Below are 24,725 nucleotides of genomic sequence, written 5' to 3'. Positions count from 1 at the left end.
CTTCGCCCGTCGCGCATCACGACCGGAACTCCTGGGCTTTGGTCTTGGCCCCTTGCACCATCAGATGCCAGGCGTTGGGGTCGCCACGCACAACCGCGGCGGCCATGTCCTTCATCTGTTCGTAGCTGGCGTGCGGTGGAATCGGCGGCACCTCGGGATCACAGCGGATATCGAGCAACACCGGCCCGTCGGCGGTCAACGCGTAGTCCCAGGCGGGACCGATCGCTCCCGCATCCGCGACGGCCACCGATTCCAGGCCCATGTCACGAGCGAGGTCGGCGTAGGAGACATCGGGCAGGCTCTGCGATTCCTCGAATTTCGGTGCGCCGCCCATCGCGCGCAGTTCCCAGGTGACCTGGTTGAGGTCGTTGTTGTGGAAGACGCAGACGATGAGCCTGCGATCGTCCCACAGGTGCTGGTAGCGCGCGATCGTCATGAGTTCGGCCAAGCCGTTCATCTGCATGGCGCCGTCACCGACGAGAGCGACTACGGGCAGGTCGGGGTGGGCGAATTTCGCGCCGATGGCATACGGCACGCCGGGGCCCATGGTCGCCAGCGTGCCCGACAGCGACCCTCGCATCTCGCCGCGCATGCGCAGGCAGCGGGCATACCAGTTGGTGGACGACCCGGAGTCGGCGGTGACGATGGCATTGTCGGGAATCCGCTGGGACAGCTCCCAGACGATCCGCATCGGGTTGATGGGGTCGGCGTCGAGCATCGACTGCCGTTCGACGGTCTTCCACCAGCGTTCGACGTTCTTCTCGATACCGTGCCGCCAGGATCGGTCCTGCTTGTGGTTCACCATCGGGATCATCGCCCGCAGGGTCGCCTCGGCGTCTCCCACGAGATTGACCTCGGTGGGATAACGCATGCCGATCCGTGTTCCGTCGATATCGATCTGCACCGCCCGTGCCTGGTCGAGATCGGGCAGGAACTGGGTGTAGGGGAAGTTGGAGCCGACGATGAGCAGAGTGTCGCAGTCGCGCATCATCTCGTAGCTTGGTCGGCTGCCGAGTAATCCGATCGGGCCTGTGACGAAGGGGAGTTCGTCGGAGAGCACGTCCTTGCCCAATAGCGCCTTGGCGACACCCGCGCCGGTCAGTTCGGCGATCTCCACGACCTCGGCGGCGGCCGTTCGAGCGCCCTGACCGATGAGCACCGCCACCTTCGACCCGGCGTTGAGCACTTCGGCGGCGTGGCGGATGCCATCGTCGGGCGCGACGGTGACGGTCTCGGGAAGCGAGGGTGGACTCGAGGGCATCTGCTTGAACTCGTGCCGCGGCGGCTCGTACTTCTCTTCCTGGAGATCGGCGGGAATGATCACCGCGGTGGGTGAGCGCCGTGATATCGCGGTGCGGAACGCGCGATCGATGGCGTTGGGTAGTTGGCTGGAGACGTTGACCTCCACCAGGTAGTCCGCGGCGACGTCCTTGTACAGCGATTGCAGGTCGACCTCCTGCTGGTAGCTGCCGCCCATGGCGCTGCGCGCGGTCTGACCGACGATCGCGACCACCGGCACGTGGTCGAGTTTGGCGTCGTAGAGCCCGTTGAGCAGGTGGATCGCGCCGGGGCCCGATGTCGCCGTGCACACGCCGACGCGCCCGCTGAACTTCGCGTAGCCGGTCGCTTGGAAGGCGGCCATCTCCTCGTGGCGTGCCTGGACGAACCGCGGGCAAGTGTCGGCTCGGCCGAAGGCGGCGACGAGGCCGTTGATGCCGTCGCCCGGATAGCCGAACACCTCCCGCACTCCCCATTCACGCAGGCGTTGCAGAATATGATCCGAGACTTGCGCGGCGGCCATGGAATCTCCTCGCTGTGCTCATCGGCGGGTGCCTCGGTCGCTCTACCCAACGCTTCGACACTCAATCCGGCGCGCGGAGTTCCCGGCGCACAGGCTCTTTCGGCACGCGGCGGGCGACGCTTCGAAGCGGCCGCGGTCGCTCGCGACGGATCCGGCGTACGCCCCGAGCCGCGGCCGAAATCGTCCGAGGCGTTCATCGAAGAGACAGGACTCGGAGTTCAGTGGCGCAAGGCGGTGTCGGGCATTGCGACGGCCGGCGGTACGAGCCTCGGAGTGTGGGTATGGAACGCGCCGAAGAGGGTGCGAACCGGAAACGGCCGGATTTGAAGGCGAAACTGCGCCGAGGGATACCGGAGGTCAGCGACGGAGTGATGCGTGTTCGCCATGACGAGCCCGGCCACACCGATGGGGTCGGCACCGCGGCACTACGGGCTGGTGATCCGAGCCGACGATCACGGTATCGTGGCCGGAGACCGCCGGGCGGGTAACGGTGTCGTCACCGACCGGCCGCAAGTTGTGCTCATCGATTTCGAACTCGGCTGCGGCCGTCCTCGCCATGAGGCAACCTCGTTCGAGGAAGCGTTCACGATCGCGCGCACACCGGTCCGCGTCCCGGCTGTGCAGCCTGTTCGGGAGGATCCGGCTGTTTCGGTGGACGGCACGGCATAACCCGCTGCGCGCAGGTCCGGGTACGGCTGGGAGAGTTCTGTCGAACCCGGCGCGCCCGGTGCGCGGCGGCTCGGATACCGCGCACGCCCGTGCGGGGCTACTGTGGCCGCATTGTCGCGGCCGGCTCCGCAGACTGATTCTTGTTCGTAAGACCGACGGAGGAACCTACCAAATATGTGTGGCATCGTGGGGATGACCTCACCCGAGAACACCGTGACCGGGCAGACCGCCGACCAACTGGCGGTGCTGGAGTACCGCGGCTACGACTCGTGGGGCCTGGCCTGCCTCACCGACGACACCCTTGCCGTGGTCAAGGACACCGGATCTATCGGCAAAGCGCTGCGAGAGGGACGGTTGAGCGGGCTTCCCGACGCTTCCCTGGCGTTGGGGCACACCCGATGGGCCACCCACGGCGGCGTCACCGCCGCCAACGCACATCCGCACCTGTCCTACGACCGTACGGTGGCCGTCGTGCACAACGGCGTCATCGAGAACCATCTGCAACTGCGCCGCGATCTGGAAGCCGACGGCGTGACATTCGCCAGCGACACCGACTCCGAGGTCGCCGCGCACCTCATCGCCCGCCACCTCGAACGCGGCGCCTCGATGCGCGATGCCATCGCCGCCACCACCGCCGCGCTGTCGGGCGAGTACGCGCTCGCGGTGATCAGCGTCACCGAACCGGACACCGTGTGGGGGGCGAAACACAAGAGCCCCCTCGTCGTCGCCTTCAACGGACAGCGAGGCATTCTGGCCTCCGACCAGATGGCGCTCGACGGCGTCAGCAGCGATGTCCTGTTCCTCGATGACGGCGACATCGTCGCCTGTCGCGCCGATTCCGCGCGGGTGTACGCGTCGACCGACGGGTCCGTGCAGCCGGTGACGCGAGCGTTCACCCGCCTGGCCGGTCGACAGGAACGCGCCGACAAGGGCCAGTACCCCCACTGGATGATCAAAGAGATCCACGAAACCCCGACGGCCGTGACCGCCGCGTTGAGCCTGCCCGCCGAGCGATTCGCCTCGGTGCTGCCGCCGGACCGCGCGGTCACGCTCGTCGGCGCGGGTAGCGCGTTCTACGTCGCCTCGATGGGCCAGTACCTGCTCAAGAGCCTCGCCGGGATTCGGGCCACCGCGCTTCCGTCCGACGAGGCCGAATACCTGGCCGTGCTCGGTCCCGGAGACCCGCTGGTCGCGGTCTCGCAGTCGGGTGAGACTTTCGACACCCTCGAGGTCTGCCGCAACGCACTGGACGCGGGTGCTGTTCTCACCAGCATCTGCAATGTGCCCAGTTCCACCCAGGAACGGCTGGCCACGCACCGGCTGCCGCAGGGATCGGGCCCGGAGATCTGCGTGCTGTCCACGAAGAGCATCGTCAGCCAGGTCGTGCTGCTCGCTCGACTCGCGCTGGAAACCGGGCGCTCCAATGGCACGCTCACCGCGGAGCGTTACGCGACACATCAGGCGTCGCTGGCGCGTCTGTCGGAAACGCTCACCGATTTCATCGCCACCGCCTCGACGTCAGTGCAGGCATTGGCCGCCAAGTACAGCCACGTCGGCGACTGGTTCTTCCTCGGCCGCGGCATCCTGTATCCCGCCGCCTGCGAAAGCGCGCTGAAATTCAAGGAAGTGAACTACCACCACGCCGAAGGCATGGCATCCGGATTCTTCAAACACGGCACGATCTCGTTGATCGACGAACATTTCTACACCGTGGCACTGCTGCCGTCCCACACCGACGATCCCGACCGCTACGCGGCGACGCTGGCCGCGGTGAGCGAGATCGCGGCCCGCAAAGGGCCCGTGATCGGGATCGGTCCCGCCGACGTACCCGCCGATGACCTCAGTACCTTCGTCGAATACCTGCCGCTGCCCTACCACGGCGACGAAATCGCCGATCTGGTCATCCAACTCGTCGCGGGTCAGCTCCTGGCCTACTATTGCGCCCTCGATCTGGGCCGGGAAATCGATCAGCCTCGCTCGCTGGCCAAATCGGTCACCGTGCGCTGACACAACTCGGGGCGGCCGGCCGCCGCGATCGTGGGTTCCGCCGCGGCGGATGAGCGATAGAGTGTCGCAGTATGTCTCTCTTCGTTACAGGCGTTCGTCTCGCGGCGGCGTCGCCGGATGACCGTGGGGTATGCCGATGACCAGCGTCGACGCCGGAACCGCCGCCGAGCGCGTGGTACTGATCGAACGCGCCGGGCCGGTGGCGATCCTGCGCCTGCACCGTCCCGATCGGCTCAACGCCTTCACCCTGCGTATGCGGGACGAACTGATCGAGGCATTCGACAGCACCGATGCCGACGACAGCGTGCGCGCGGTCGTCATCACCGGATCGGGCCGGGCCTACTGCGCGGGCGCGGATCTTTCCGGCGGGGCCGAGACCTTCCGCGCCGAGGCGGACGCGAAATCCGGTGAAGCCCCGCCGGATTCCGGCGGTGAGGTGGCCCTGCGCGTCTTCCGGTCGCTCAAACCGGTGGTCGCCGCCATCAACGGCCCGGCGGTCGGCGTCGGCGTGACCAGTACGCTGCCCGCCGATATCCGCATCGCCTCCGACAAGGCACGTTTCGGTTTCGTGTTCACCCGCCGCGGACTCGTGCCCGAGGCGTGCTCCTCGTGGTTCCTGCCCCGGATCGTCGGGATCGCGACCGCGGTGGAATGGGCGATGAGCGGACGGATGATCGAACCCGCCGAGGCATTGGCGCGCGGGCTGGTCCGCGAGGTGGTCCCCGTCGACGAATTGCTCGGCCGCGCCGTCGAACTCGCGCTCACCCTGGTCACCGACAGTGCCCCGGTCTCGGTCGCGTTGACCCGCCGCATGCTGTGGACCATGCTCGGCGCCGAAGGCCCCGAGGTCGCCCACCGCGCCGAATCCCGCGCCATCTATCTGCGCGGCGCCTCCGCCGATGTCCGCGAAGGCGTGCAGGCATTCCTAGACAAGCGCGAACCGCGTTTCCCCGACGTGGTCTCCGACGGGCTGCCCCAGGTCTTCGACTGAGCGATCATCCGGTGCGGACGATTCGACCGGCGGGTGCACGGTCGGCGAGATCGCAACCGCCTCGGCGGAGCGCGGCACCGGCGGTCGCGTCACCCGCCCCGCACCGGACAGACCCGCGTAAGCGCCGCGCAGGGCGACCGGGCCGACCGTGCACCCTCCGCCCGGACGCGCGAGTCGGACAGCGGGATTCGGGTCGGGAAAAATAATCCCGAAAAAGATCGGCGCGTGTGTCGATCCGCGCACCCGCCCGTTCGACCCTGATGTGAGAGGGTCCGAGAGGGGCCCGGACAACCAGGGAGAGACAGCCGATGAAGTACATGCTGATCATGCGCGCCACCGACGAAGCATGGGCGAAGATGGGCGAGATCGATTTCGACCGGATGCTCGAGACCATGGGCCGATACAACGAGGAATTGATCCGCGCGGGCGTGCTCGTCGCGGCCGAAGGGCTCGACGACGCCGCCGAGGGCGTCGTGGTAGACCACTCCAGCGAGACGCCGGTGGTCACCGACGGCCCCTACGGTGAGACCAAGGAACTGTTCGGCGGCTTCTACATCATCAATGTCGCCTCCAAGGAGGAGGCCATCGAATGGGCCAAACGCGCCCCGCTGAGCGCCCCCGGACTCAAGACCGAGATCCGCCGCGTCGCCGGCATCGATGAATTCCCCCAGGACAACGAATGGGTCAAGAAGGAACGCGCGTGGCGCGAGGCCACCGGTCAACTCTGACCGAAGAGGGCGGAATCGTCGCTGTCGAGCATGTCTCGGCTGTCTGGCGGATCGAGTCCGCTCGGATCGTCGGTGCGCTGGCGCGCTATACGAACGATTTCGCCCTGGCCGAGGACCTCGCCCAAGAGGCGTTGGCCGAGGCGCTGGTGACCTGGCCGCGCGAGGGCGTGCCCCGCAATCCGGCGGGGTGGCTGCTGACCGTCGGCCGCCGTCGCGCCATCGATCTGTTCCGCCGTCGCTCCGCGCTCGACGACCGCTACGCCGCGCTCGCCCGCGATCTGGGCGAGGGCGGCGTGCTCGCAGGCGGCGAACCTTCGGGCGAGCCGGACGATTCGGACGTGCTGTGGGATCCCGATCGCATCGATGACGACGTGCTGACTCTGATGTTCATCTCATGTCATCCGGTGCTGTCGCGGGAGGCGCGGGTCGCGTTGACGCTGCGCGTGGTGGGCGGTCTGACCAGTGACGAGATCGCTCGGGCCTTCCTGGTGCCGACGGCCACCGTGCAGGCCCGCATCACCCGGGCGAAGAAGACGCTGGCGGCGGCCCGGGTGCCGTTCGAGCCGCCGCGGGCGCGGGAGCGCGGTGCGCGTCTCGGATCGGTGCTCAGCGTGGTGTATCTGATCTTCACCGAGGGGTCCTCGGCCAGTTCGGGCGGTGATCTCATCCGTTTCGATCTGGCGGGGGAGGCGCAGCGCCTGGCGCGGGTGCTGGCCCGGCTGGTCCCGAACGAAGCCGAGGTGCACGGTCTGCTCGCGCTGCTGGAACTGACCGCGGCCCGTTTTCCGGCTCGCACCGACACGGATGGGGAGCCGGTGCTGCTGGAGGATCAGGATCGGCGCCGCTGGGACCGCTCCGCCATCGTCCGCGGCCGTGCCGCGCTGGCCCGCGCCGAAAAGCTCGGCCGCGGATTGGGCGTGTACGGATTGCAGGCGGCGATCGCGGAATGTCACGCGGTGGCGGCGTCGGTGCGCGAGACCGATTGGGAGCGCATCGTGCTGATCTACGAGGCGCTTGGCAGGCTCGCGCCATCGCCGGTGGTGGAGCTGAACCGGGCGGTTGCGGTGTCGATGGCGCAGGGGCCCGCGGCGGCGCTGCCGATCGTGGACGAGCTGGTCGCCGGTGCGGCGCTGGCGAATTCGCATCTGCTACCGACCGTGCGCGGTGAACTGCTCGCCCGGATGGGTAGGTCGGCTCAGGCACGCGCGGAGTTCCAGCGGGCCATCGAATTGTGCGGCAACGAGCGGGAACGGGCCGTGCTCGAACGCAAATTCGACGCGCTCGAGCCGGGTCCGTCCCGCTAGTCCGTCCGGTCGGTGTCGTGTCGCTGTTCGGCCGGGCCGGACAGGCGGATGACACCGGCGTCGAGATCGAGTTCGACTCGGGGCCGGTGTTGTTCGCCGTCGCCGGTCTGTCCGCTCTCGTCGGTCAGCTTCTTGCCGGGAAACATCTCTCCGATCACGCCCACGACTCCACGATAGTCCCGGGCCCGCGGGTCAGGCGCGGATGCTGAGCCAGCCGTCCATCAACGCGTGGTAATGGCAGTAGTACTCGAAGGAGCCGATTTCGGTCGGGGCGTTGAAATGGATGCTGTGCCCGGGTTCCACCTCGTGGTCGAATAGTCCCGGGCGCTTGCTGGTGACGCTGTGGCGGATCAGATCGCGGTTGACGACCGTGATCGCCGCGCCGGGCGTGATGGGCGGCAGTCCGCTGTACGCGTTGTGTTCGATGACGATGGTGGCCGCCGAGATCGGCGCCGGTCCGGGCGGGCCGGCGACCACGACCTCGTCACCGCCGCCGTGGCCGCAGCCCGCGACCGCGAGCAACAGTATTCCGGCCGCCGCCCGGCGCGCGGATTTCGACACGGCGATCGCCCGCCCTCTCGCGGAATTGCGATCGAAGAATTGCGCGGCGAAATTTTTCCGACCGTTGTTCCGGTCGGTTAATTTCGGGTACAGCTCTGGAGTCGATTCGGTCACAAGGTGCCGCGTTATTCCTCGGAACTCATTCCACGACTTCGACGATGTCGCCGGGCGACAGGTGATTATAGGTCGCTTCGGCGCCCTCCGGCGTCATACGGATACAGCCGTGCGACTGTTCTTCCACCGGGCCGATATGCGTGGCGATATCGCCGTTGAAGAACACCGCCCACTTCATCGGGGCATTGTGCATCGTGCTCCAGTGGTCCTCCTTCTTGAAGGCCACCCGGAAGCGTCCCGGCGGTGTCTCGTAGCCGGGTCGACCGTGCGATATCGGCGTCGGACCGTAGGTGACCCGCCCGTCGTCCTGTAGCCACGCCTTGTTGGTGGACAGTTGCAGGCAGAGCCGGGCGTCGGGCGAACATGGAGCGTAGACCGGCGCGGGCGGCGGCGGTGGCACGATGGCGGGGACACCGGGGACATCCGGTCCGCCGGGCCACAGCGGTTCGGCCTGCGCTGTCGCCGTCAGTGTGAGTCCGGCCGCCGCGATACCGGCCAGCAGTGCGTACCGGGCGACCCGTGTGCGTGAATTCTCGATGCTCATCGCGACCCCTTTTCCACGACGTATGTCGCTGCGCAGGGCAATGCGTCTACGCCATCACCGAACGCATCGGATTTTCTCGGTGGTCGAGCGATCCCTTGGGATCGAACTCGGGACAATTTAGTGTGCGCATCGTGTGTTGACTTTATCGGCCGGGTCGGTCGGACCGGTCGGTTTTTCGCAGAAATAGTTTCTCTTCAGGGCTGAATCGTTGCGATTCCGGTACGCGGCGGGGGCGACGCCGGTATTGTTGTCGAACCGAGGTTCGAGGAGGTTCCGATGCGACGACGCATCTCGGTTCGCGCACTGTGGCAGCACCTTCGCCGCGGCCTACTTCTGTACGGCGCAGGCGTCGGTGGTTCCGTGTACTGCTATCAGGAATCCATTCGCGAACAGTCCGCCGCGAAAGAGGATGTCGCGCGCGACGATTCAACGCAGATCGGGGGCGAGGTGCACTGGGATTGGTCGGTTCCGCACCTGTGGTACGACATGGCGCACCGGGACTGACCCTGCCGCGTCCTCCCCCCGGGACCTTTGCCCAGGCAAATGGGGGCGTCGTAGGACGTAACCGGTTGTCGCTCCGGCTCGATGTGGCAGATGTTCACGTCGAGAGCGGAGGATGCGGTGATTCGGTGGCGGTCGACCCTTCTCGTGTTCGTCGCCGTCGGGTTGTCGGTCGTGTGCGCGACCCCCGGGATGGCGCGGGCACAACCGGACCGTGGTCGGGTCTGCGCGGTGAGCAGCGGGCGAATGCCCGAGACAGCGGCACCGGATGAGGTCGGAATCGACGCCGCGGCACTGGATTACGCGGTTGACTTCGCCTCGGATCCGACCCGCCGCACGGTGCGGGTGTTCCGCAACAACTGTCTGATCGCCAGCGGGCCGCGGGTGGCCGAGACCGGCGGTCAGGCGTGGAATCTGTGGAGCTCCACCAAGAGCGTGGTGTCCATGGTCGTCGGCATCGCCATCGACGAGGGCAGACTGCGCCTCGACGACCCCATCGGCGCGTATCTGCCGCCCGGACTCGGCGACGACGCGCACCGGGCGATCACGGTGCGCAGTCTGCTCACCGAATCCTCGGGCATGCGGGTCGCGGTGGCCTCGGAGGGCGTGACCGGACTCGTGCAGCTCGACCCGAATGTGGTTGCCCAGGCGCTGGCGATGCCGATCGACCATCCGCAGGGTGAGCTCTGGCAGTACAGTCAGCGCGCGGTGGATCTGCTGGCCTACGTGGCACAGCGCGCCGTCGGCGTGGACTTCCAGGTCTATGCCCAGCGAAAGCTGTTCGACCCGTTGGGGATCCGGAATTCGGACTATCACTGGGGAAGGGATCGCAGCGGGAATACCTACGGCTACGCGCATCTCATCATGCCGCCCGACGATTTCGTCAAACTCGGCCTGCTCGTGCTCAACGGGGGCACCTGGGGCGAGCGGCGGGTCATCTCGGCGGACTACCTCGCCCGAGCCACCGAGCCGACGGCGGTCAATCCATGCTACGGATTCCTGTTCGTCGTCAACGGGCCCGGCTGCGAGGTGCTGTTCCCGGGTCTGCCCGCCGACGCGGTGCAGATGTCGGGCATGATGCGCCAGGACAACTTCATCGTGCCGAGTCTCGGACTGCTGATCAGCTGGACCGGAATCACCGTTCCGGGCGGTTCGGTGAGCTTCCCGCACGATATGCTGCGCGCTACCGTTGCCGCCTTCCGTGAGCCGCGACTGCCCGATCCCGGACCGTACGTGCCGCGACCCGATGTCAGTGTGGCCGATCCGATGATCTCCAATCCGGAAGCGGCGCTGGCGGCGTTCGGGATAGGCCCCGACGCCTATCCCGGCTGCGGTCCGGTGACCTGCCTCGGGCAGCCGCTCGGCACGCCGATCGCGGACTGGCCGCCGGGCTGCTTCATCCTCGGCTGCCTCGGCCCTGACCCCCGTACTCCCGGAATCCGTTGATCACCGGCCGATTTCGGGTCAGGGAAGGAGGGTCCCGCCACCCAGCATCGAGAGCGCCTCGGACGCGGATGCGGATGCGGATGCCGGGAATCGGGTCGCCAGTTGACCACCGACGTGACCTGGCCGGACCAGATCGTAACCGCCTCAATTCATCTCGACTACTGTCATCGTGTCCGCCCGAGTCCCGCGCTACGGAAGACCGCATCGTGTCGTTGCTATACAGCCCTATGACTTCGATGTCCACCGCGATCGGTATCCGTACTATGCCAGGCTGCGCGAGCAGGCTCCGGTATCACGGAACGTCGACCGATCCGCGGCCCGAGCGTGCGGTGCGCGTCCACTCGTCCGACAACCGCGGATTCGCCCGGCTGCCCACCGCCGTCACCCGCCGCTGAACCACCACCAGGTCCCGGCGGCGGTCACGTAGCGGGGACGGAATCGGCCGGCGCGGCGGGTGCGTTCGGCTCGGGCAGCGGGGCCACCGAGCCCTCGACCGCGCCGACCATCGCGCCGATGCCGGCGCCGATCGCCGCCGCCGGCGCGGCGATGATCGCGTAACCGAGCGCGCCGCACACGATAGGCATGACCACGAGGCCCGCGGGCAGGAAGGGAATGCCAACGATCAGGCCGGTCGCCGCGCCGATCATGGCGCTGGTCGCGGCCAGCGGGCCGGCCACGGTGGCGCCGACGCTCGCGCCGACCACGCTCGCGCCGACGACATCCTCCGCGATCTTGTCCGATCGGCCGTGCTCGACACCAACGGAGTCGAGGCCGTCGGACAGGGAATCCTCCATACCCTGCGCGCCGTCGTTGATCTGCTCGGCGAGGTCCGGGGGAACGAATTCGGGTCTGCCGACCTCGATGTCACCGATTCGGATGGTGTTGACGGGTGCGTCCGTCGCCGGATCGGCGGGCGCGGCCGGTTCCTCGTCGGCGACCGCCGACGGCCCACCGGGCGGTGCGGCCGGTGCGGGTGCGGCCGCGACGGCGACGGCCAATGGAAGCGCACCCGCCACCAGGAAATACGCGGTGCGCCGGGGCATACGGCGGTGGGAGACGGTCTTCGATGTGACCATGTGCTCTCTTTCCGGGAGGTAGATGCCTACTCCTCTGATTCGGACCGAGCGCCCGGACGGATGACCCGCGCGAAGAAACGCGCCATCCGTTCGGTTGACCGTCCGTTCCCGTCCGGGCAGGGTGGGGGAATGGGCAATGCGGAGGTTCGAGACGGAGTCGAACTGACCAACCTCGACCAGCCGCTGTTCGACGGCGCACAGACGACCAAACGCGACCTGATCGACTACCTCGGGGCGGTCGGCGAGCGCATGGTGCGGGCACTGCGGCAACGCCCGCTCTCGGTGGTGCGCATCCGACCCGGTCAGGATGCGTTCATGCAGAAGAACCTGCCCAAGTACACGCCGGAGTGGGTGCGACGGGTGAATCTGTGGGCCGAGACCTCGCGTCGCGAGATCTCCTACGCGCTGTGCGAGGACGTGCGCACGCTGTTGTGGTTCGGCAATCAGCGCGCGGTCGAGTACCACACCACACTGCTGCTCGCCGATCACACGGCCGGTCCGACGCATCTGGTGCTCGATATCGATCCGCCGCCCGGCGCGGACTTCGCTCGCGCGGTGCACGCGGCGCGACTTGTGCGGTCGGCGCTGGCCGCCGACGGACTCGCGGGTGCGGTGAAAACCAGTGGGGCGAAAGGTGTTCACATCTTCGTTCCGGTGGTGGCCGGCATCTCTGTCGAGGACGCCGCCGCGGCCACCCGGGCCATCGCCGCGCGGGCCGAATGCCTCGATCCGGCCGCCGCGACCACCGCCTTCATCGTCGAGGATCGCGGCGGCAAGGTGTTCCTCGACTCCACTCGCGCGGGCGGGGCCACGGTCGTCGCCGCCTACAGTCCCCGCATCCGGCCCGGGGCCACGGTGTCCTTCCCGGTGTCCTGGGACGATCTCGACGCCGTCGTGCCGGCCGATTTCACCGTGCGCACCGCGCCCGAGCGTTTGGCCGGTGCCGATCCGTGGGCCGAGGACATGCCCGCACCGCAGTCGCTGCCCGCCGATCTGATCGCGGAGGGGCACACCATTCCCGTCGCCCGGGTGCAGGCCATGCACGAGGGCAAACGCCGGGCGAGGGCTCGTCGTACCACCTGATCTCGTCCGCGTGGTGCGCGAAAGACACGCCGCGACGCCATATTCGCGCACCCGAACGGTGGCTCCCGGGCCGTTCGCCCGCCATAATCCGATGAGGTATGCAATGTTGTTAGAGCCCAACAGCATTGATGAGGGCCCGAGGTCGCCACGAAGGCGCCGGTAAAAGGGGGTGCGGCGAAATCATGATGTCGTCGAACACGTCCGAACCCAAGAGAAGCGTCGGCGTGTTACGCACCGGCGCCGCGAGCCGCGCGGCGGCGGCGCCGCTGTGGCCGGGAATGCTGCCGTCGTCTGGCGCGCTGCCCGCCCCGCGCACACTTCCGCCGCTGCACAAGCGCAAACGTAAGCGCAGGCCACCGCGTCGTTCACGCACCCGATCGGTGGTGGTCGGTTCGGCGGCGGTGGTCGGTTCGCTGGCCGCGGCCGCGGTCGTACTGGTCTACACCACCGCGATGACCGCGCCGCAGCAGGCGGCGACGGCGGCCGACCCGGTGCTCGGCGGCGGTCCGGGATGTGAGCCAACCCGTACCGACCAGCTGGTTCGCGGTAATGGGGTCGGCTCCACCGCGAACGGACCGGATGTCATCCTGGCCTTCCAGCACGCCTACTACGTCAGCCGATCCGGTACGGCGGCGCGCACCCTCACCACCGCCGACGCCGCGGTGCCGACGGCCGAGGTGATCGGCGCGGGCATCGCCTCGGTGCCCGCGGGCACACAGCACTGCGTACTCATCACGCCGTTGGCCGATGGGCGCTTCGACGTCGTCATCACCGAGGCGCGTCCCGATGCCGCGGTGCGCACCTATCGCCAATTCGTGACGGTGACCGAGACCGGCGGCGTGATCGCCATAACCAAGATCGCCGCACCCTCCTGAGCGGCGGCGCCCGTCTCGACTTCGGAGATTTTCCCGGATTCACGGGTGTCGAGGGCGTGCGCGCGGGTATCCGGGCCAACGCCCAAGCGCTCGAGATGGAACGAGGATGTCGGATGAGCAGGACGACAGGCGCCGCCGAGGTGTCACAGGACGTGTTCGGGCCGGACACCTACGACAATATCGAGCCGTGGTTCGAGAAGCTGGCCGCTCTGGCCGCCGACGACCCGCACCGCTCGAAACTGCGCACCGAGATCGTGGAGCGCTGCCTGCCATTGGCCGAACACATCGCCCGCAAATTCGCCGGCCGCGGGGAAGATTTCGATGATCTGCTCCAGGTGGCCCGCCTCGGACTCGTCCAGGCCGTCGACCGCTTCGACGTCTCGCGCGGCGCGTCGTTCCTGTCCTTCGCGGTGCCGACCGTGATGGGTTCGGTGCGCCGACATTTCCGCGACGGCACCTGGGCGTTGCGGGTGCCGCGGCGCGCCAAGGAGATACAGGCGCAGATCCGACCCGCCATCGAGACGCTCTCGCAGCGACTCGGCCGCATGCCGACCGCGCGTGAGATCGCGGCCGAACTCGACCTCGAGGTCGTCGAGGTCACCCAGGCACTCATGGCCTCCAACGCTTATCAGACCAATTCGCTCGACGCCGTCGCCGGACCCTCCGACGAACAGACCCGGCCGTCGATCGCCGACACCCTTGGCCGGGAGGAGCCTTCCTACCGCCTGCTCGAGGACGCGCTCGCGGTGCGCCCGTTACTGGCCGCGCTGCCCGACCGGGAGCGGCAGGTGCTGGTCATGCGATTCTTCGAGAACCGGACCCAGGCCCAGATCGCCGAACGGCTCGGTGTATCCCAGATGCAGGTGTCGCGGATTCTCACCCGGACACTGAAGAACCTCAGGGAACAGGCTCTGGCCGAACCCGCCGCCCGCCGGATCGCCTGACCCCCATCCGGGGCGCGGTCCACGGCGATGGCACGCGCACCGGGCCGGCGTGACCCCCGGCGTAGCCAGGGCGTCGTCGGTGGAATCGGCTCGAACGGAAGGGAATTCGCCGATCAGGCCAAACGCACGACCGCGGTGGCGCGGCCGAAGATCTTCTTGCCCTCATAGGTCGCGGTCAGCGCGATGGAGGCGGTGCGCGCCTCGGGATCGACCGAGCGGACCTTGCCGCTGAACTCGATATTGCTGCGGCCGCCCACGCCGACGTACACCGGACTCGTCATACGCACCGAATACTGCACCAGCGCACCGGGATCGTCGAGCCACGCGGTGACATAGCCCGCGCCCAGCGCCATCGTCAACATGCCGTGCGCGACCACCCCGCGTTCGAGACCGACGAGTTGGGCTGTGTCGGAATGGAAATGGATAGGGTTCGGGTCGCCCGCGACGCCCGCGTAGTTCACCAGGTCGCCGAGGGTGAGGCGAACGGTATCCACGGGAAGTTCCGCACCCACCGTGACGCTGTCGAAGGTGCGGACGCGGGGTCCGGGCGGTGGGGTCTCGGCCGTGCGCAGTGGATTCGGCCACGGCACCACCTCCTCGGGGCGCGCGAAGTCCTGGCGTCCGATTCTGGCCACCTTGGCCAGTATCGGCTCGTTTTCCTCCTCGGCCTCCGAACGCGAGATCACCGAGGTATACGCGGTGAGTACGAGTTCGTCGTGCTGATTGGTGATCGCGTTCTCGATCACCAGCATGTCGCCGCCGAATGCCTGCCGGAAGGAGTGCAGCGAGACATTGCTGGTGATCTCGTCGCCGACCAGGATCGGGCGGTGGAAGTCGAGCATCTGGTCGGTCTGAACCGTGGTGGTGAGATTGAGGCCGACGAGGATATCGGCCATGGCCCGCTGGACCGAACCGGCCAGCAGACTGGTGAAGGTCGGCGGCGCGAGCAGTGACGGGTAACCGTATGCGGCGGCCGTGTCCTCGTCCCAGTGCGTGGGATGGAAATTCTGGACCGCCCGCGCGTGCTCCCTGACCTTCTCCCGGCCCACCCGGTAGGGCGCGAGAATGCGGAACCGCTGCCCGACGAGAGAGTGGATATGGGCGATCGGGTCGACGTCGCTGCGCGGGGACTCGAGGACCTCCAAACCGGTCTCCTTCTCAGATGTCGTGCGCGACCTCGGCGATGCCCCGGGCCGCCGTGCGGGAGTACGGTGTCGTACCGGTTCGTGACGATACCGGTTCGCGTCCGCGAACGCCCCGCCGCGTCGGGCGATCCCCGCGCGCCGCCCGCGTGTCACACGCCGTAGCCGCCGTCCACGTCGAGTTTCTGGCCGGTGATGAAATCGGCCCGGTCGGAGGCGAGAAAACAGACCGCTTCGGCGATGTCCTCGGCGTCGCCGAAACGGCGCAGCGGGATATTGCCGCGGGCGACGTCGAGGGCACGGCCATCGAGATCGCCGGAGTCGACGAGGCGTTCGGCCATACCGTCGAGGGTCATGCCGGGGCCGACGCAGTTGGCGCGCACCCCGAAGCGGCCCTCCTCGGCCGCGATGCCGCGCACCAGCGCCTCCACCGCCGCCTTCGGGGTGGCCGAGAGTCCGTCGCGGACCGGGTAGCGCGCGGTCGCGGCGCTGGTGACGGCGACGATGCTGCCGCCGCTCGCACGTAGATGCGGCAATGCCGCGTGCGCCGCGGCGAAGAACCCCGCGGTGTCGACGTGTAGTTGCCGGGCGAGATCGGCGGGCGCGATCCGGCTCAGGTGCACCATAGGCACATGCGGTCCGGCCGCGTAGATGAGGGTGTGAATGCCCCCGAGATCGGCCGCGACCTGCGCTACCACCTGTGCCGTGCGGTCGGCGTCGATCAGGTCGAGTTGCCAGGTGCGCGCGGTGCGGCCGAGTTCGGCGGCGCGTTCGGTCAGCGGATCGAGTCGTGTGGGGTCGCGGTGGTAGGTGAGGCCGAGATGGCTGCCGCGTTCGAGCAGCAGGCGCGCGATGGCGCGGCCGAGTCCGCCGCTGGCGCCGAGGACCAGCGCGGCGCCCTCGCGCTGACCGAAATCGTTCATCCACACCTCCGCCGTTCGGCCCCGCGCGGGAGCCCGACCCTCCGGTCCGCCAGATACCAAGCAATTGCTTGGTCGGAGGAAGTCTACCGGGAGGTCGGGTGGAAACGCTCAGTCTCCGGCGACGATCACGCTCAGTCTTCGGCGACGATCACGTCGACGTCGATATTGCCGCGCGTGGCATTGGAGTACGGACAGACCGCGTGCGCCTTGTCGGCCAGTTCCCGTGCCCGGTCGCGCGGGACGTTGGGCAGGGATATCTCCAGGGTGACGGCGAGCCCGAAGCCGCCGTCGTCGTTCGGGCCGAGGCTGACCTTCGCGCCGACCGCCGAATCGGTGACGTCGGCGTCGGCGGACTTGGCGACCAGGCGCAGCGCCGAGTGGAAGCAGGCGGCGTAGCCCGCGGCGAAGAGCTGTTCGGGATTGGTGCCCTGGCCGCTGCCGCCCAGTTCCGGCGGTGCGGCCAGGTCGACATCGACCCGGCCGTCGGTGCTGCGGGCGTGACCGTTGCGACCGTCGCCGGTCGCGAGGGCCTCGGCGGTGTACAGGACCTTCATGGTCTGACTCCTTCGGCTCTGCGGAATTCGCTTGCACCGGTAACGGTAGCCAGCAATTAAATTGTGCACAATCAGAGTTGGCGTGGCTTGCCTCACAACGATTTTCATCCAGCGCTTGAGTATGGAGAGACAATGAGCGTATGTTTGTTCCATTCCACTGGTAGACGAGTTGCGGAGATGGTGATGAGGCAAAGCGGAATGCTCGCGAGAGCGGTGATATCGGCGGGTGCGCAGGAGTCCGCCGGCACCGCGGAGCGCATCCTCGATGCCGCGCTCACCCAATTCGAGACCGTCGGCATCAAACGCACCACCGTGGAGGACATCACCCGGCGCGCCCGGCTGGCACGAGTCACCCTTTATCGACACTTCCCCGGCAAGGACGACATCGTCGAGGCCGTGATCCTGCGCGAGATGGGTCGATTCCTCACCGCGCTGGAAGACGAGATGGCCGAATTCGCCGCGACCGAGGACAAACTCGTCGAGGGCTTCGTCTTCTCCACGGCCTATCTGGGCGCGAACGTGCTGCTGAACCGGCTACTGGAGATCGAGCCCGATTCGCTGCTGCCGTATCTCACCACCGACGCGGGCAGTCTCGTCGACACCGGTGCCGCGTTCCTTGCGGTGCAACTGTCACGTGACGCTCATGAGGATCGATCCGGCGCGGAACTCCAAGTCGTCGCCGAACTCGCCGTCCGCATCGTGCTGTCCTTCCTGCTGACCCCGTCGCGCAGCATCGAGCTCGCGAGCCCCGAACAGGCCCGCGTCTTCGCGCGCCGCCATCTCGTGCCGCTGCTGCTCGACCACACCGCCACCCGAGCCGGGGGCGACCGATGACTCTCCGGTTCCCGTGCGCCGCAACGACTTTCACATCATGTCGCCGCGTTCGACGATGAGCGTCGCGATCGATCGATAGAGGAGAGATGCCATGACGGCACTCCACGCCCATCCCACACCCGTCCCCGAGAACGGGCAATTCATCGAGATGCCGAACGGACTCGTCGAGCGCGCCGCCCGGTTGATACCCCAGCGCCGCGGTGTGCTCGCACCGCCGCCGCCCGGCAGCGGACTCGCAGCCGTGCCCGGCCGCGCGGGCCTGCCGTGGCTCGGCGATACGATTCAGGCGTTACGCTACGGTTCCGCCCACACCCTCGACTTGGTCGACCGCTTCGGCAAGATGGTGTGGATCCGCGGCTTCGGCCGCGACATGGTGATCGCCACGGGTGGTGAGGCCATCGAATCGGTGCTCGGCAATCGCGATCGCGCCTTCGTGACCGGGCAGAAGGATCTCATCGATCCGTTCTTCCACGGCGGACTGCTGCTGCTCGACTTCGAGGAGCACCGCATGGACCGGCGCATCATGCAGCAGGCATTCACCCCCGAGCGTCTGCGCACGTACTTCTCCCGGGTCTCGGAACTGGTCGAGGAACGGATCGGGCGCTGGGGGTCGTCATCGATGAAGCTGTATCCCTCGATCAAACAGCTGTCGATGGATATCGCCGCGGATGTGTTCATGGGCGTGCGACTCGGCCCCGAGGCCGATCGGCTCACCAAGGCTTTCGAGGCGATGCTGCTGGCCTGTGAGACACCCGTGCGGATACCCGTGCCGGGCGGGCGGTGGAAGGCCGGGCTGCGCGGTCGACGGGAACTCGAAGAGTATTTCGCGCGCATGTTGCCCGCCAAGCGGGTCGACGACGGGTCGGACTTCTTCTCGGTGCTCTGTCACATCGAGAGTCAGGACGGACAGCGCTTCAGCGACAGCAAGGTGATCGATCACATGATCTTCCTGTTGCTCGCCGCGCACGACACCGCCACGATCACCACCACGGTATCGGCCTACTTCCTGGGCAAACACCCGGAGTGGCAGCGCCGCGCCCGCGAGGAATCCCTCGCGCTCGGCGCGGACGCGCTCGATGTCGCCGCACTGGACTCGCTGACCACGCTGGATCTGGTGATCAAGGAGTCCATGCGGATCATCGCGCCGGTGCCGTTCATCCTGCGCAAGGCGGTCAAGGACACCGAGATCGACGGCTACTACGTGCCCGCGGGCACGAATGTGATGCTCGGCGCGGTCGCCAACCATTTCCTGCCCGAGTACTGGACCGATCCGTGGAAGTTCGATCCGTCCCGTTTCGGCCCGGAACGCCGCGAGGACCGGTCGCACCGTTACGCGTGGATGCCCTTCGGGGCGGGTGTGCACAAGTGCATCGGCATGTATTTCGCCATGTACGAGGTCAAGGCCATGCTGCACACCATGCTGTGCCGCTACGACTGGGACTTCGCGGACGGCTACGAGATGCCGTGGCAGATGAGCGCCCTGCCCTTCCCGAAGGACGGTGTCCCGATCGTCCTGCGCCCGCGCGGGTAGGACACGGCCCGGGATCAGGCGGAGACGCCGGTGGCGAGGAACATGTAACTTTTCTCCTCGACCCGCCGCGAGATCCGCCATGCGCCGTCGACCCTGACGAAGGTGTCGTGGTACCACAAACCGCACATCATGAGGGTCTGCGCACCGTCCTGACCGGGGGCGAGCATGGGGTTCTGGCAGATGGTGCGCGCGGTTGCGGTGTCGCCATCGACGGTGATCGCCGAATTGGCGATGAGGTGCTGGAAGGCCGGGAAGGCGGGCATGACCTGGGCCAGGAACTTCTTGGTCGTGGTCAGGTCGCCCGCCGAGCCGCCCATGGCCGAGTAGTCGATGTGGGCGTCGGGGGTGAAGACCTCGTCGAGCAGATCCCACTGCCGGGTGTCGACGGCGTGGGAGTAGCGGACCATGAGGTCCTGGATCTCCATACGGTCGGAGATCTCTTGGAGCGACAGCACGGGCGCCTCCGGGGCTGGGAATGATCTGTCCATGGGATCAGGGGGCGGGCGGCGGGCGCAAGGGGGACGTTCGCCCGAGGTGGGGTGCGCTCGAACGCGACCGGTGTCACTATTTCGCAGTGATCTCCGCCACATAACGGTGCTATAACGACAGAAATGTAATTCGAGGAATCTTCGCGTCGAACTGCGTGAACGCCGAAAACCTGAAGTAGTGGTCAAGAGTGGTCGCTCGTTATCGGGGCGTGATCTTCTGCGATCTTTTGGTTACCTTCGTTTGCAGGCCCGGAAACATCGAGCCGGGCACGACCTCGAATCGCCGAACACCGTAATCCTGCCCCACGATTCGAGAATCCCCGAGAAATTCCTGGGGGCAGGGTCCCGACCGTATGGCGCCGGGGCGGACGGGCGCAGGCAGGAACTTCGAATGTCGCTTAACCGTAAGATCAGCAACCGTACACTCGGCCTCGTCTCGATCGTGGGCGCCCTCGTTGCCCTCCCGCTGGGCCTTTCCGCCGGTACCGCATCGGCCGAGTACCACAACTGGGACGCTGTCGCCCAGTGTGAGAGCAGCGGAAACTGGAACACCAACACCGGTAACGGCTTCTCCGGTGGCCTCCAGTTCACCCCGAGCACCTGGGCCGCCTACGGTGGCACCGGCTCGCCGGAGAACGCCAGCCGTGAGGAGCAGATCCGCGTCGCCGAGAACGTGCTCGCGGGTCAGGGCCCCGGCGCGTGGCCGGTATGCGGCGCCTACCTCTGAGGTAGCCGGGCTTAATGCGACGCCCACCGTTAATTCTTGCGGTGGGCGTCGAGCTATTTATTGGTAATATAAAATTGGTATTGCGTCCGATTAGTCGGGATCATCCATCCGATTCAATATCGGAATATACCGCCCACTATCACGGTCAGAGCGCGGCCACGGCGGCCGGGCTACGGATCGGATGACGGGGCGTCCGGGGCGTCAGTGTCGCCGCCCCCGCGACGTCGTTCGGGCGGCCGGTTCGCGCCAGTGTCGCCGCGGCCGCGAGGAGTGAGACCGACTGTCGGCCGGCAGTCCTCCGAACGACGACGTTCGCCACGAACCCGTCGATACCGCGCACCTCACGGCGCCCGGTATCGGCGGGTTCGTCGCGTCGAGGGGCACACGGTCGGGTTTTGCTCTAGCGTTGGCGAGGTTGTGACGCCGAGAGGGGCCGTGGATGCGATCGGGGATGCTGGGGCCCGCCGAGTTGCGGGAACGGATCGAGTCGGGCGAACTCGACACGGTTCTGGTCGCCATGACCGATATGCAGGGGCGACTTCAGGGCAAACGCTGCGCGGCGCGCTACTTCCTCGACGAGGTGCTCGACCACGCCACCGAGGCGTGTGACTACCTGCTCGCGGTCGATGTGGAGATGAACACCGTCGACGGATACCGCAACGCGTCCTGGGAGGGCGGCTACGGCGACGTGGTGCTGCGACCCGACCTCGCGACCCTGCGCGCGGTGCCGTGGTGGCCTGGCACCGCACTGGTGCTCTGCGACGTCGAACAGGTGCGGCCGGCCCGCGAACCGGTGCGGGTCTCGCCGCGGCAGGTGCTGCGGGCGCAACTCGGTCGCCTCGCCGAACGCGGTCTGCGCGCCTACGTGGGCACCGAACTGGAGTTCCTGGTGTTCGATGACAGCTATGAAGCGGCCTGGAGCAGCGGCTACCGCGGTCTGACGCCCGCGAATCAGTACAACGTCGACTATTCGATGCTGGGCACCGCCCGGCTGGAACCCCTGCTGCGGCGAATCCGCAACGATATGACCGGTGCGGGGATGTACGTGGAGTCGGCCAAGGGCGAATGCAGTCCTGGTCAGCACGAGATCGCCTTCCGCTACGACGAGGCGCTGGTGACCTGCGACAACCACAGCATCTACAAGACCGGGGCAAAGGAGATCGCCGCCCAGGAGGGGCGCAGCCTCACCTTCATGGCGAAATACAATGAGCGCGAAGGTAATTCGTGCCACATCCATCTCAGTTTGCGCGCCGGGGACGGCACGCCGGTCTTCGCGGGTGACGGGCAGGCGGGCAGCTCGCCGCTCATGCGCCACTTCCTGGCCGGGCAGTTGGCCTGCCTGCGCGAATTCACCTACCTGCTCGCTCCGAACATCAACTCCTACAAGCGATTCGTCGAGGGCAGCTTCGCGCCCACCGCATTGGCTTGGGGTGTGGACAATCGCACCTGCGCGCTGCGGGTGGTCGGCGAGGGCCCGTCGTTGCGGATGGAGAACCGGATACCGGGCGGCGACGTGAATCCGTATCTCGCGGTGGCCGCGACCATCGCGGCCGGACTGCACGGCATCGACAACGAACTGCCCCTGGAACCGGAATTCCACGGCAATGCCTACCGCTCCGACCGTCCGCGGGTGCCTGCGACGCTGCGCGAGGCCGCGCGGCTGTTCGGCGAGTCCGGGGCGGCCCGCGCCGCGTTCGGCGATGACGTGGTGGACCACTACCGCAACGCGGCGCGCATCGAACTCGAGGCATTCGACGCCGCCGTCACCGATTGGGAGCGAATCCGTGGCTTCGAGCGACTCTGATTCGCGGCCGGTCATCGGCCTGCCCACCTACGTGGAGCGGGCGGTCTTCGGTTCGTGGGATGTGCGCAGCGCGGTCCTGCATTACGACTACGTCGAGATGGTGCTGCGGGCGGGCGGTATCCCGGTGCTGCTGCCGCCCGCGGGTGTAGCCCGCCCGGAACTGGTGAACCGGTTGGACGGACTGGTGCTCACCGGCGGAGCGGACATCGAGCCCGCGCGCTACGGCGGAGAACGGACGCCATCGACGGGCTACACCCGACCCGACCGAGACGAGTCCGAATTCGAGCTGTTCGCGCTGGCCCGCGCGATAGATATGCCGGTACTGGCGATTTGCCGGGGACTGCAACTGGTCAATGTCGCGCTGGGCGGCACCCTGATCGAACATCTGCCCGACGTGGTCGGACACGAAGGCCATTCCGGCGGTCCCGGTACGTTCTCGCGGACCGAGGTGACCACGGCGCCCGGCAGCGCGGTCGCGGCGATCACGGGTCCGCGGGTGTCGGTGCGCTGCCACCACCATCAGGCCCTGGCCGAACTCGGACACGGACTGGTCGCCACCGCGCACGCCGCGGACGGGGCGATCGAGGCCGCCGAGACGGTCGACGGTCCCTTCCTGCTCGGCGTGCAATGGCATCCCGAGGCCGACACTTCCGACGACCGATTGATGCGAGCGGTGGTCGCCGCGGCGGCCGCCCGGAGACAGGAGCGGGTCGCGTGAATGCGAGCACGGTGGTCAATCCGGCGACCGAGGAGGTTATCGCGCGCGTCGAGCTCGCCGACGAGGCCGCGGCCGATGCCGCCATCGAGCGCGCCCGCGCCGCCGCGCCCGCCTGGCGCGCGGTGGCCCCGGGCGACCGGGCCGCGCTGCTGCGCCGTTTCGCCGCGGAGGTGGACGCGGACCTCGAGCATCTGGCGCGCCTCGAGGTCGCCAACAGCGGGCACACCGTCGGCAATGCGCGCTGGGAGGCGGGCAATGTGCGCGACGTGCTGAACTTCGCCGCCGGTATGCCGGAACGTTTACTGGGACAACAGATTCCGGTCGGCGGCGGGGTGGACATCACCTTCCACGAACCTCTCGGGGTGGTCGGGATCATCGTGCCGTGGAATTTCCCGATGCCCATCGCGGCATGGGGGTTCGGGCCCGCGCTGGCCGCGGGCAACACCGTCGTGCTCAAACCCGCGGAACTGACCCCGCTGACCGCGATACGCCTGGGCGAACTCGCCCTCGCCGCGGGGCTGCCGGAGGGTGTCTTCCAGGTCGTGCCGGGCAAGGGTTCGTTGGTGGGGCAGCGGTTCGTGACCCATCCCGCGGTGCGCAAGGTCGTGTTCACCGGCTCCACCACCGTCGGTAGACAGATCATGGCGGGCTGTGCGGCGCAGGTGAAGCGGGTGACACTGGAACTCGGCGGCAAGAGCGCCAATATCGTCTTCGCCGACGCGGATCTGGATCGGGCGGCGGCGACGGCGCCATACGGTGTGTTCGACAACGCCGGACAGGACTGCTGTGCGCGGTCGCGGATTCTGGTGCAGCGCGGCGTCTTCGACCGCTTCCTCGAACTGCTCGAACCCGCGGTGCGCGGGGTGCGCGTGGGTGATCCCGCCGACGAGGCCACCGAAATGGGGCCGTTGATCTCGGGTGAACACCGGCAGCGGGTGGCCGAGTTCGTCGATCCGGGGACCGTCGCCTACACCGGGGCGTGTCCCGACGGTCCGGGGTTCTGGTATCCGCCCACGGTGGTGCTGCCGTCGGGACCTTCGGATCTGGTACTGACCGAGGAGGTGTTCGGCCCGGTCGTGGCGGTGCTTCCGTTCGAGGACGAGGCCGATGCCGTGCGCATCGCCAACGACACCGAATACGGTCTGTCCGGGTCGATCTGGACCACCGATCTCGGTCGGGCGCTACGGGTCTCGCGCGCGGTGGAGGCGGGCAACCTGTCGGTGAACTCGCATTCGTCGGTGCGGTACTGGACGCCGTTCGGCGGCTACAAACAGTCGGGTCTCGGACGCGAACTCGGTCCCGACGCGGCGCTGGCCTTCACCGAGACCAAGAACGTCTTCCTCGCCACCTAGTTTCCGCC

25 protein-coding genes are annotated in these 24,725 nt (G+C 67.6%); 16 read left to right on the top strand and 9 right to left on the bottom strand.

All coding sequences use genetic code 11. From position 1 onward, the window contains the following. Positions 1-16 precede the first annotated feature (16 nt). Positions 17-1,801 (bottom strand): thiamine pyrophosphate-requiring protein, encoded by a 1,785-nt coding sequence (locus APZ21_RS18575; protein ID WP_054814588.1) that lies wholly within the window; start codon positions 1,799-1,801, stop codon positions 17-19. A 375-nt stretch (positions 1,802-2,176) separates the two neighbouring features. Here APZ21_RS18575 and APZ21_RS18565 point away from each other — a divergent pair, with 375 nt between their 5' ends. From APZ21_RS18565 to APZ21_RS18545, 5 genes are all read left to right on the top strand, one after another. Next, on the top strand, positions 2,177-2,470 hold the full coding sequence (locus APZ21_RS18565; protein ID WP_156371171.1) for a hypothetical protein: 294 nt from the start codon (positions 2,177-2,179) through the stop codon (positions 2,468-2,470). Between the two features lie 174 nt (positions 2,471-2,644). Then, the gene (glmS, locus tag APZ21_RS18560; protein WP_082393231.1) at positions 2,645-4,477 is read left to right on the top strand and encodes a glutamine--fructose-6-phosphate transaminase (isomerizing); all 1,833 of its coding nucleotides are present in this window, start codon (positions 2,645-2,647) and stop codon (positions 4,475-4,477) included. A 136-nt stretch (positions 4,478-4,613) separates the two neighbouring features. Beyond that, the gene (locus tag APZ21_RS18555) at positions 4,614-5,468 is read left to right on the top strand and encodes an enoyl-CoA hydratase-related protein (RefSeq protein WP_156371170.1); all 855 of its coding nucleotides are present in this window, start codon (positions 4,614-4,616) and stop codon (positions 5,466-5,468) included. A gap of 308 nt (positions 5,469-5,776) precedes the next feature. Then, positions 5,777-6,196: a YciI family protein gene (locus APZ21_RS18550; RefSeq protein WP_054814583.1), complete on the top strand. Its 420-nt coding sequence runs from the start codon at positions 5,777-5,779 to the stop codon at positions 6,194-6,196. Beyond that, positions 6,169-7,500: an RNA polymerase sigma factor gene (locus APZ21_RS18545; protein ID WP_054814582.1), complete on the top strand. Its 1,332-nt coding sequence runs from the start codon at positions 6,169-6,171 to the stop codon at positions 7,498-7,500. The genes APZ21_RS18550 and APZ21_RS18545 overlap by 28 nt, the downstream gene beginning before the upstream one ends. On the opposite strand, the gene APZ21_RS35155 is transcribed toward APZ21_RS18545, so the two are convergent. The 3 genes from APZ21_RS35155 to APZ21_RS18535 form a co-directional block, all read right to left on the bottom strand. Next, positions 7,497-7,664 (bottom strand): hypothetical protein, encoded by a 168-nt coding sequence (locus tag APZ21_RS35155; RefSeq protein WP_169812124.1) that lies wholly within the window; start codon positions 7,662-7,664, stop codon positions 7,497-7,499. The two genes, APZ21_RS18545 and APZ21_RS35155, sit on opposite strands and share 4 nt — an antisense overlap. Positions 7,665-7,692: 28 nt before the next feature. Then, the gene (locus APZ21_RS18540) at positions 7,693-8,061 is read right to left on the bottom strand and encodes a cupredoxin domain-containing protein (protein WP_156371169.1); all 369 of its coding nucleotides are present in this window, start codon (positions 8,059-8,061) and stop codon (positions 7,693-7,695) included. Positions 8,062-8,200: 139 nt separating this feature from the next. Next, positions 8,201-8,719: a L,D-transpeptidase gene (locus tag APZ21_RS18535; protein WP_054814580.1), complete on the bottom strand. Its 519-nt coding sequence runs from the start codon at positions 8,717-8,719 to the stop codon at positions 8,201-8,203. A 276-nt stretch (positions 8,720-8,995) separates the two neighbouring features. Here APZ21_RS18535 and APZ21_RS18530 point away from each other — a divergent pair, with 276 nt between their 5' ends. Then, on the top strand, positions 8,996-9,223 hold the full coding sequence (locus APZ21_RS18530) for a hypothetical protein (protein WP_054814579.1): 228 nt from the start codon (positions 8,996-8,998) through the stop codon (positions 9,221-9,223). Positions 9,224-9,466: 243 nt separating this feature from the next. Further along, the gene (locus tag APZ21_RS18525) at positions 9,467-10,666 is read left to right on the top strand and encodes a serine hydrolase domain-containing protein (protein ID WP_239476704.1); all 1,200 of its coding nucleotides are present in this window, start codon (positions 9,467-9,469) and stop codon (positions 10,664-10,666) included. A 419-nt stretch (positions 10,667-11,085) separates the two neighbouring features. On the opposite strand, the gene APZ21_RS34150 is transcribed toward APZ21_RS18525, so the two are convergent. After that, the gene (locus APZ21_RS34150) at positions 11,086-11,742 is read right to left on the bottom strand and encodes a hypothetical protein (protein WP_156371168.1); all 657 of its coding nucleotides are present in this window, start codon (positions 11,740-11,742) and stop codon (positions 11,086-11,088) included. A 129-nt stretch (positions 11,743-11,871) separates the two neighbouring features. Between APZ21_RS34150 and ligD the strand changes: the two genes are divergently transcribed. The 3 genes from ligD to APZ21_RS18505 all read left to right on the top strand — a co-directional run bounded on the left by ligD (position 11,872) and on the right by APZ21_RS18505 (position 14,644). After that, complete coding sequence (gene ligD / locus APZ21_RS18515) at positions 11,872-12,825, top strand: non-homologous end-joining DNA ligase (protein ID WP_054814654.1); 954 nt, start codon at positions 11,872-11,874, stop codon at positions 12,823-12,825. Positions 12,826-13,049: 224 nt separating this feature from the next. Beyond that, positions 13,050-13,700 carry a DUF8176 domain-containing protein gene (locus APZ21_RS18510; RefSeq protein WP_156371167.1) on the top strand — a complete coding sequence of 217 codons (651 nt, stop codon included), beginning with the start codon at positions 13,050-13,052 and terminating at the stop codon, positions 13,698-13,700. 113 nt (positions 13,701-13,813) lie between these two features. After that, positions 13,814-14,644, top strand: coding sequence for an RNA polymerase sigma factor SigF (locus APZ21_RS18505; RefSeq protein ID WP_054814652.1), 831 nt, complete (start codon positions 13,814-13,816; stop codon positions 14,642-14,644). A gap of 113 nt (positions 14,645-14,757) precedes the next feature. Here APZ21_RS18505 and APZ21_RS18500 read toward each other — a convergent pair whose 3' ends face one another. From APZ21_RS18500 to APZ21_RS18490, 3 genes are all read right to left on the bottom strand, one after another. Continuing rightward, positions 14,758-15,789, bottom strand: coding sequence for a fused (3R)-hydroxyacyl-ACP dehydratase subunits HadA/HadB (locus APZ21_RS18500; RefSeq protein WP_054814577.1), 1,032 nt, complete (start codon positions 15,787-15,789; stop codon positions 14,758-14,760). Between the two features lie 149 nt (positions 15,790-15,938). Then, the gene (locus tag APZ21_RS18495; protein ID WP_054814576.1) at positions 15,939-16,709 is read right to left on the bottom strand and encodes an SDR family NAD(P)-dependent oxidoreductase; all 771 of its coding nucleotides are present in this window, start codon (positions 16,707-16,709) and stop codon (positions 15,939-15,941) included. 131 nt (positions 16,710-16,840) lie between these two features. Beyond that, positions 16,841-17,263, bottom strand: a complete 423-nt coding sequence (locus APZ21_RS18490) for an organic hydroperoxide resistance protein (protein ID WP_054814575.1) — start codon at positions 17,261-17,263, stop codon at positions 16,841-16,843. 183 nt (positions 17,264-17,446) lie between these two features. Here APZ21_RS18490 and APZ21_RS18485 point away from each other — a divergent pair, with 183 nt between their 5' ends. Together APZ21_RS18485 and APZ21_RS18480 are read left to right on the top strand one after the other, a co-directional pair. Next, a complete protein-coding gene (locus APZ21_RS18485) occupies positions 17,447-18,097 on the top strand; it encodes a TetR/AcrR family transcriptional regulator (protein ID WP_054814651.1) in 651 nt (216 codons plus the stop codon). Between the two features lie 91 nt (positions 18,098-18,188). Further along, a complete protein-coding gene (locus APZ21_RS18480; RefSeq protein ID WP_054814574.1) occupies positions 18,189-19,628 on the top strand; it encodes a cytochrome P450 in 1,440 nt (479 codons plus the stop codon). A gap of 14 nt (positions 19,629-19,642) precedes the next feature. On the opposite strand, the gene APZ21_RS18475 is transcribed toward APZ21_RS18480, so the two are convergent. Continuing rightward, complete coding sequence (locus tag APZ21_RS18475) at positions 19,643-20,083, bottom strand: nuclear transport factor 2 family protein (RefSeq protein WP_054814573.1); 441 nt, start codon at positions 20,081-20,083, stop codon at positions 19,643-19,645. Between the two features lie 424 nt (positions 20,084-20,507). On the opposite strand from APZ21_RS18475, the gene APZ21_RS18470 reads away from it, so the two are divergent. From APZ21_RS18470 to APZ21_RS18450, 4 genes are all read left to right on the top strand, one after another. Continuing rightward, a complete protein-coding gene (locus APZ21_RS18470; RefSeq protein WP_054814572.1) occupies positions 20,508-20,843 on the top strand; it encodes a transglycosylase family protein in 336 nt (111 codons plus the stop codon). A 439-nt stretch (positions 20,844-21,282) separates the two neighbouring features. After that, complete coding sequence (locus APZ21_RS18460; protein ID WP_082393227.1) at positions 21,283-22,647, top strand: glutamine synthetase family protein; 1,365 nt, start codon at positions 21,283-21,285, stop codon at positions 22,645-22,647. Continuing rightward, complete coding sequence (locus APZ21_RS18455) at positions 22,628-23,365, top strand: gamma-glutamyl-gamma-aminobutyrate hydrolase family protein (RefSeq protein ID WP_054814569.1); 738 nt, start codon at positions 22,628-22,630, stop codon at positions 23,363-23,365. The genes APZ21_RS18460 and APZ21_RS18455 overlap by 20 nt, the downstream gene beginning before the upstream one ends. Continuing rightward, positions 23,362-24,717 (top strand): aldehyde dehydrogenase family protein, encoded by a 1,356-nt coding sequence (locus APZ21_RS18450; protein ID WP_054814568.1) that lies wholly within the window; start codon positions 23,362-23,364, stop codon positions 24,715-24,717. The genes APZ21_RS18455 and APZ21_RS18450 overlap by 4 nt, the downstream gene beginning before the upstream one ends. The last annotated feature ends 8 nt before the right edge of the window (positions 24,718-24,725 follow it).

It is taken from the genome of Nocardia arizonensis, from assembly GCF_001310275.1.
Taxonomy (GTDB): domain Bacteria; phylum Actinomycetota; class Actinomycetes; order Mycobacteriales; family Mycobacteriaceae; genus Nocardia; species Nocardia arizonensis.
The sequence above is the reverse complement of the archived record's forward strand: the minus strand, read 5'-3'. Positions and strand labels throughout refer to the sequence as shown.

What these genes read in the sequence shown, in the direction of transcription:
- APZ21_RS18575 (WP_054814588.1), bottom strand. Translation starts at nt 1,801, where the DNA reads ATGGCCGCCGCGCAAGTCTCGGATCATATTCTGCAACGCCTGCGTGAA.
- glmS (WP_082393231.1), top strand. Translation starts at nt 2,645, where the DNA reads ATGTGTGGCATCGTGGGGATGACCTCACCCGAGAACACCGTGACCGGG.
- APZ21_RS18555 (WP_156371170.1), top strand. Translation starts at nt 4,614, where the DNA reads ATGACCAGCGTCGACGCCGGAACCGCCGCCGAGCGCGTGGTACTGATC.
- APZ21_RS18550 (WP_054814583.1), top strand. Translation starts at nt 5,777, where the DNA reads ATGAAGTACATGCTGATCATGCGCGCCACCGACGAAGCATGGGCGAAG.
- APZ21_RS18535 (WP_054814580.1), bottom strand. Translation starts at nt 8,719, where the DNA reads ATGAGCATCGAGAATTCACGCACACGGGTCGCCCGGTACGCACTGCTG.
- APZ21_RS18530 (WP_054814579.1), top strand. Translation starts at nt 8,996, where the DNA reads ATGCGACGACGCATCTCGGTTCGCGCACTGTGGCAGCACCTTCGCCGC.
- APZ21_RS18525 (WP_239476704.1), top strand. Translation starts at nt 9,467, where the DNA reads ATGCCCGAGACAGCGGCACCGGATGAGGTCGGAATCGACGCCGCGGCA.
- APZ21_RS34150 (WP_156371168.1), bottom strand. Translation starts at nt 11,742, where the DNA reads ATGGTCACATCGAAGACCGTCTCCCACCGCCGTATGCCCCGGCGCACC.
- ligD (WP_054814654.1), top strand. Translation starts at nt 11,872, where the DNA reads ATGGGCAATGCGGAGGTTCGAGACGGAGTCGAACTGACCAACCTCGAC.
- APZ21_RS18505 (WP_054814652.1), top strand. Translation starts at nt 13,814, where the DNA reads ATGAGCAGGACGACAGGCGCCGCCGAGGTGTCACAGGACGTGTTCGGG.
- APZ21_RS18495 (WP_054814576.1), bottom strand. Translation starts at nt 16,709, where the DNA reads ATGAACGATTTCGGTCAGCGCGAGGGCGCCGCGCTGGTCCTCGGCGCC.
- APZ21_RS18490 (WP_054814575.1), bottom strand. Translation starts at nt 17,263, where the DNA reads ATGAAGGTCCTGTACACCGCCGAGGCCCTCGCGACCGGCGACGGTCGC.
- APZ21_RS18485 (WP_054814651.1), top strand. Translation starts at nt 17,447, where the DNA reads ATGAGGCAAAGCGGAATGCTCGCGAGAGCGGTGATATCGGCGGGTGCG.
- APZ21_RS18480 (WP_054814574.1), top strand. Translation starts at nt 18,189, where the DNA reads ATGACGGCACTCCACGCCCATCCCACACCCGTCCCCGAGAACGGGCAA.
- APZ21_RS18470 (WP_054814572.1), top strand. Translation starts at nt 20,508, where the DNA reads ATGTCGCTTAACCGTAAGATCAGCAACCGTACACTCGGCCTCGTCTCG.
- APZ21_RS18460 (WP_082393227.1), top strand. Translation starts at nt 21,283, where the DNA reads ATGCGATCGGGGATGCTGGGGCCCGCCGAGTTGCGGGAACGGATCGAG.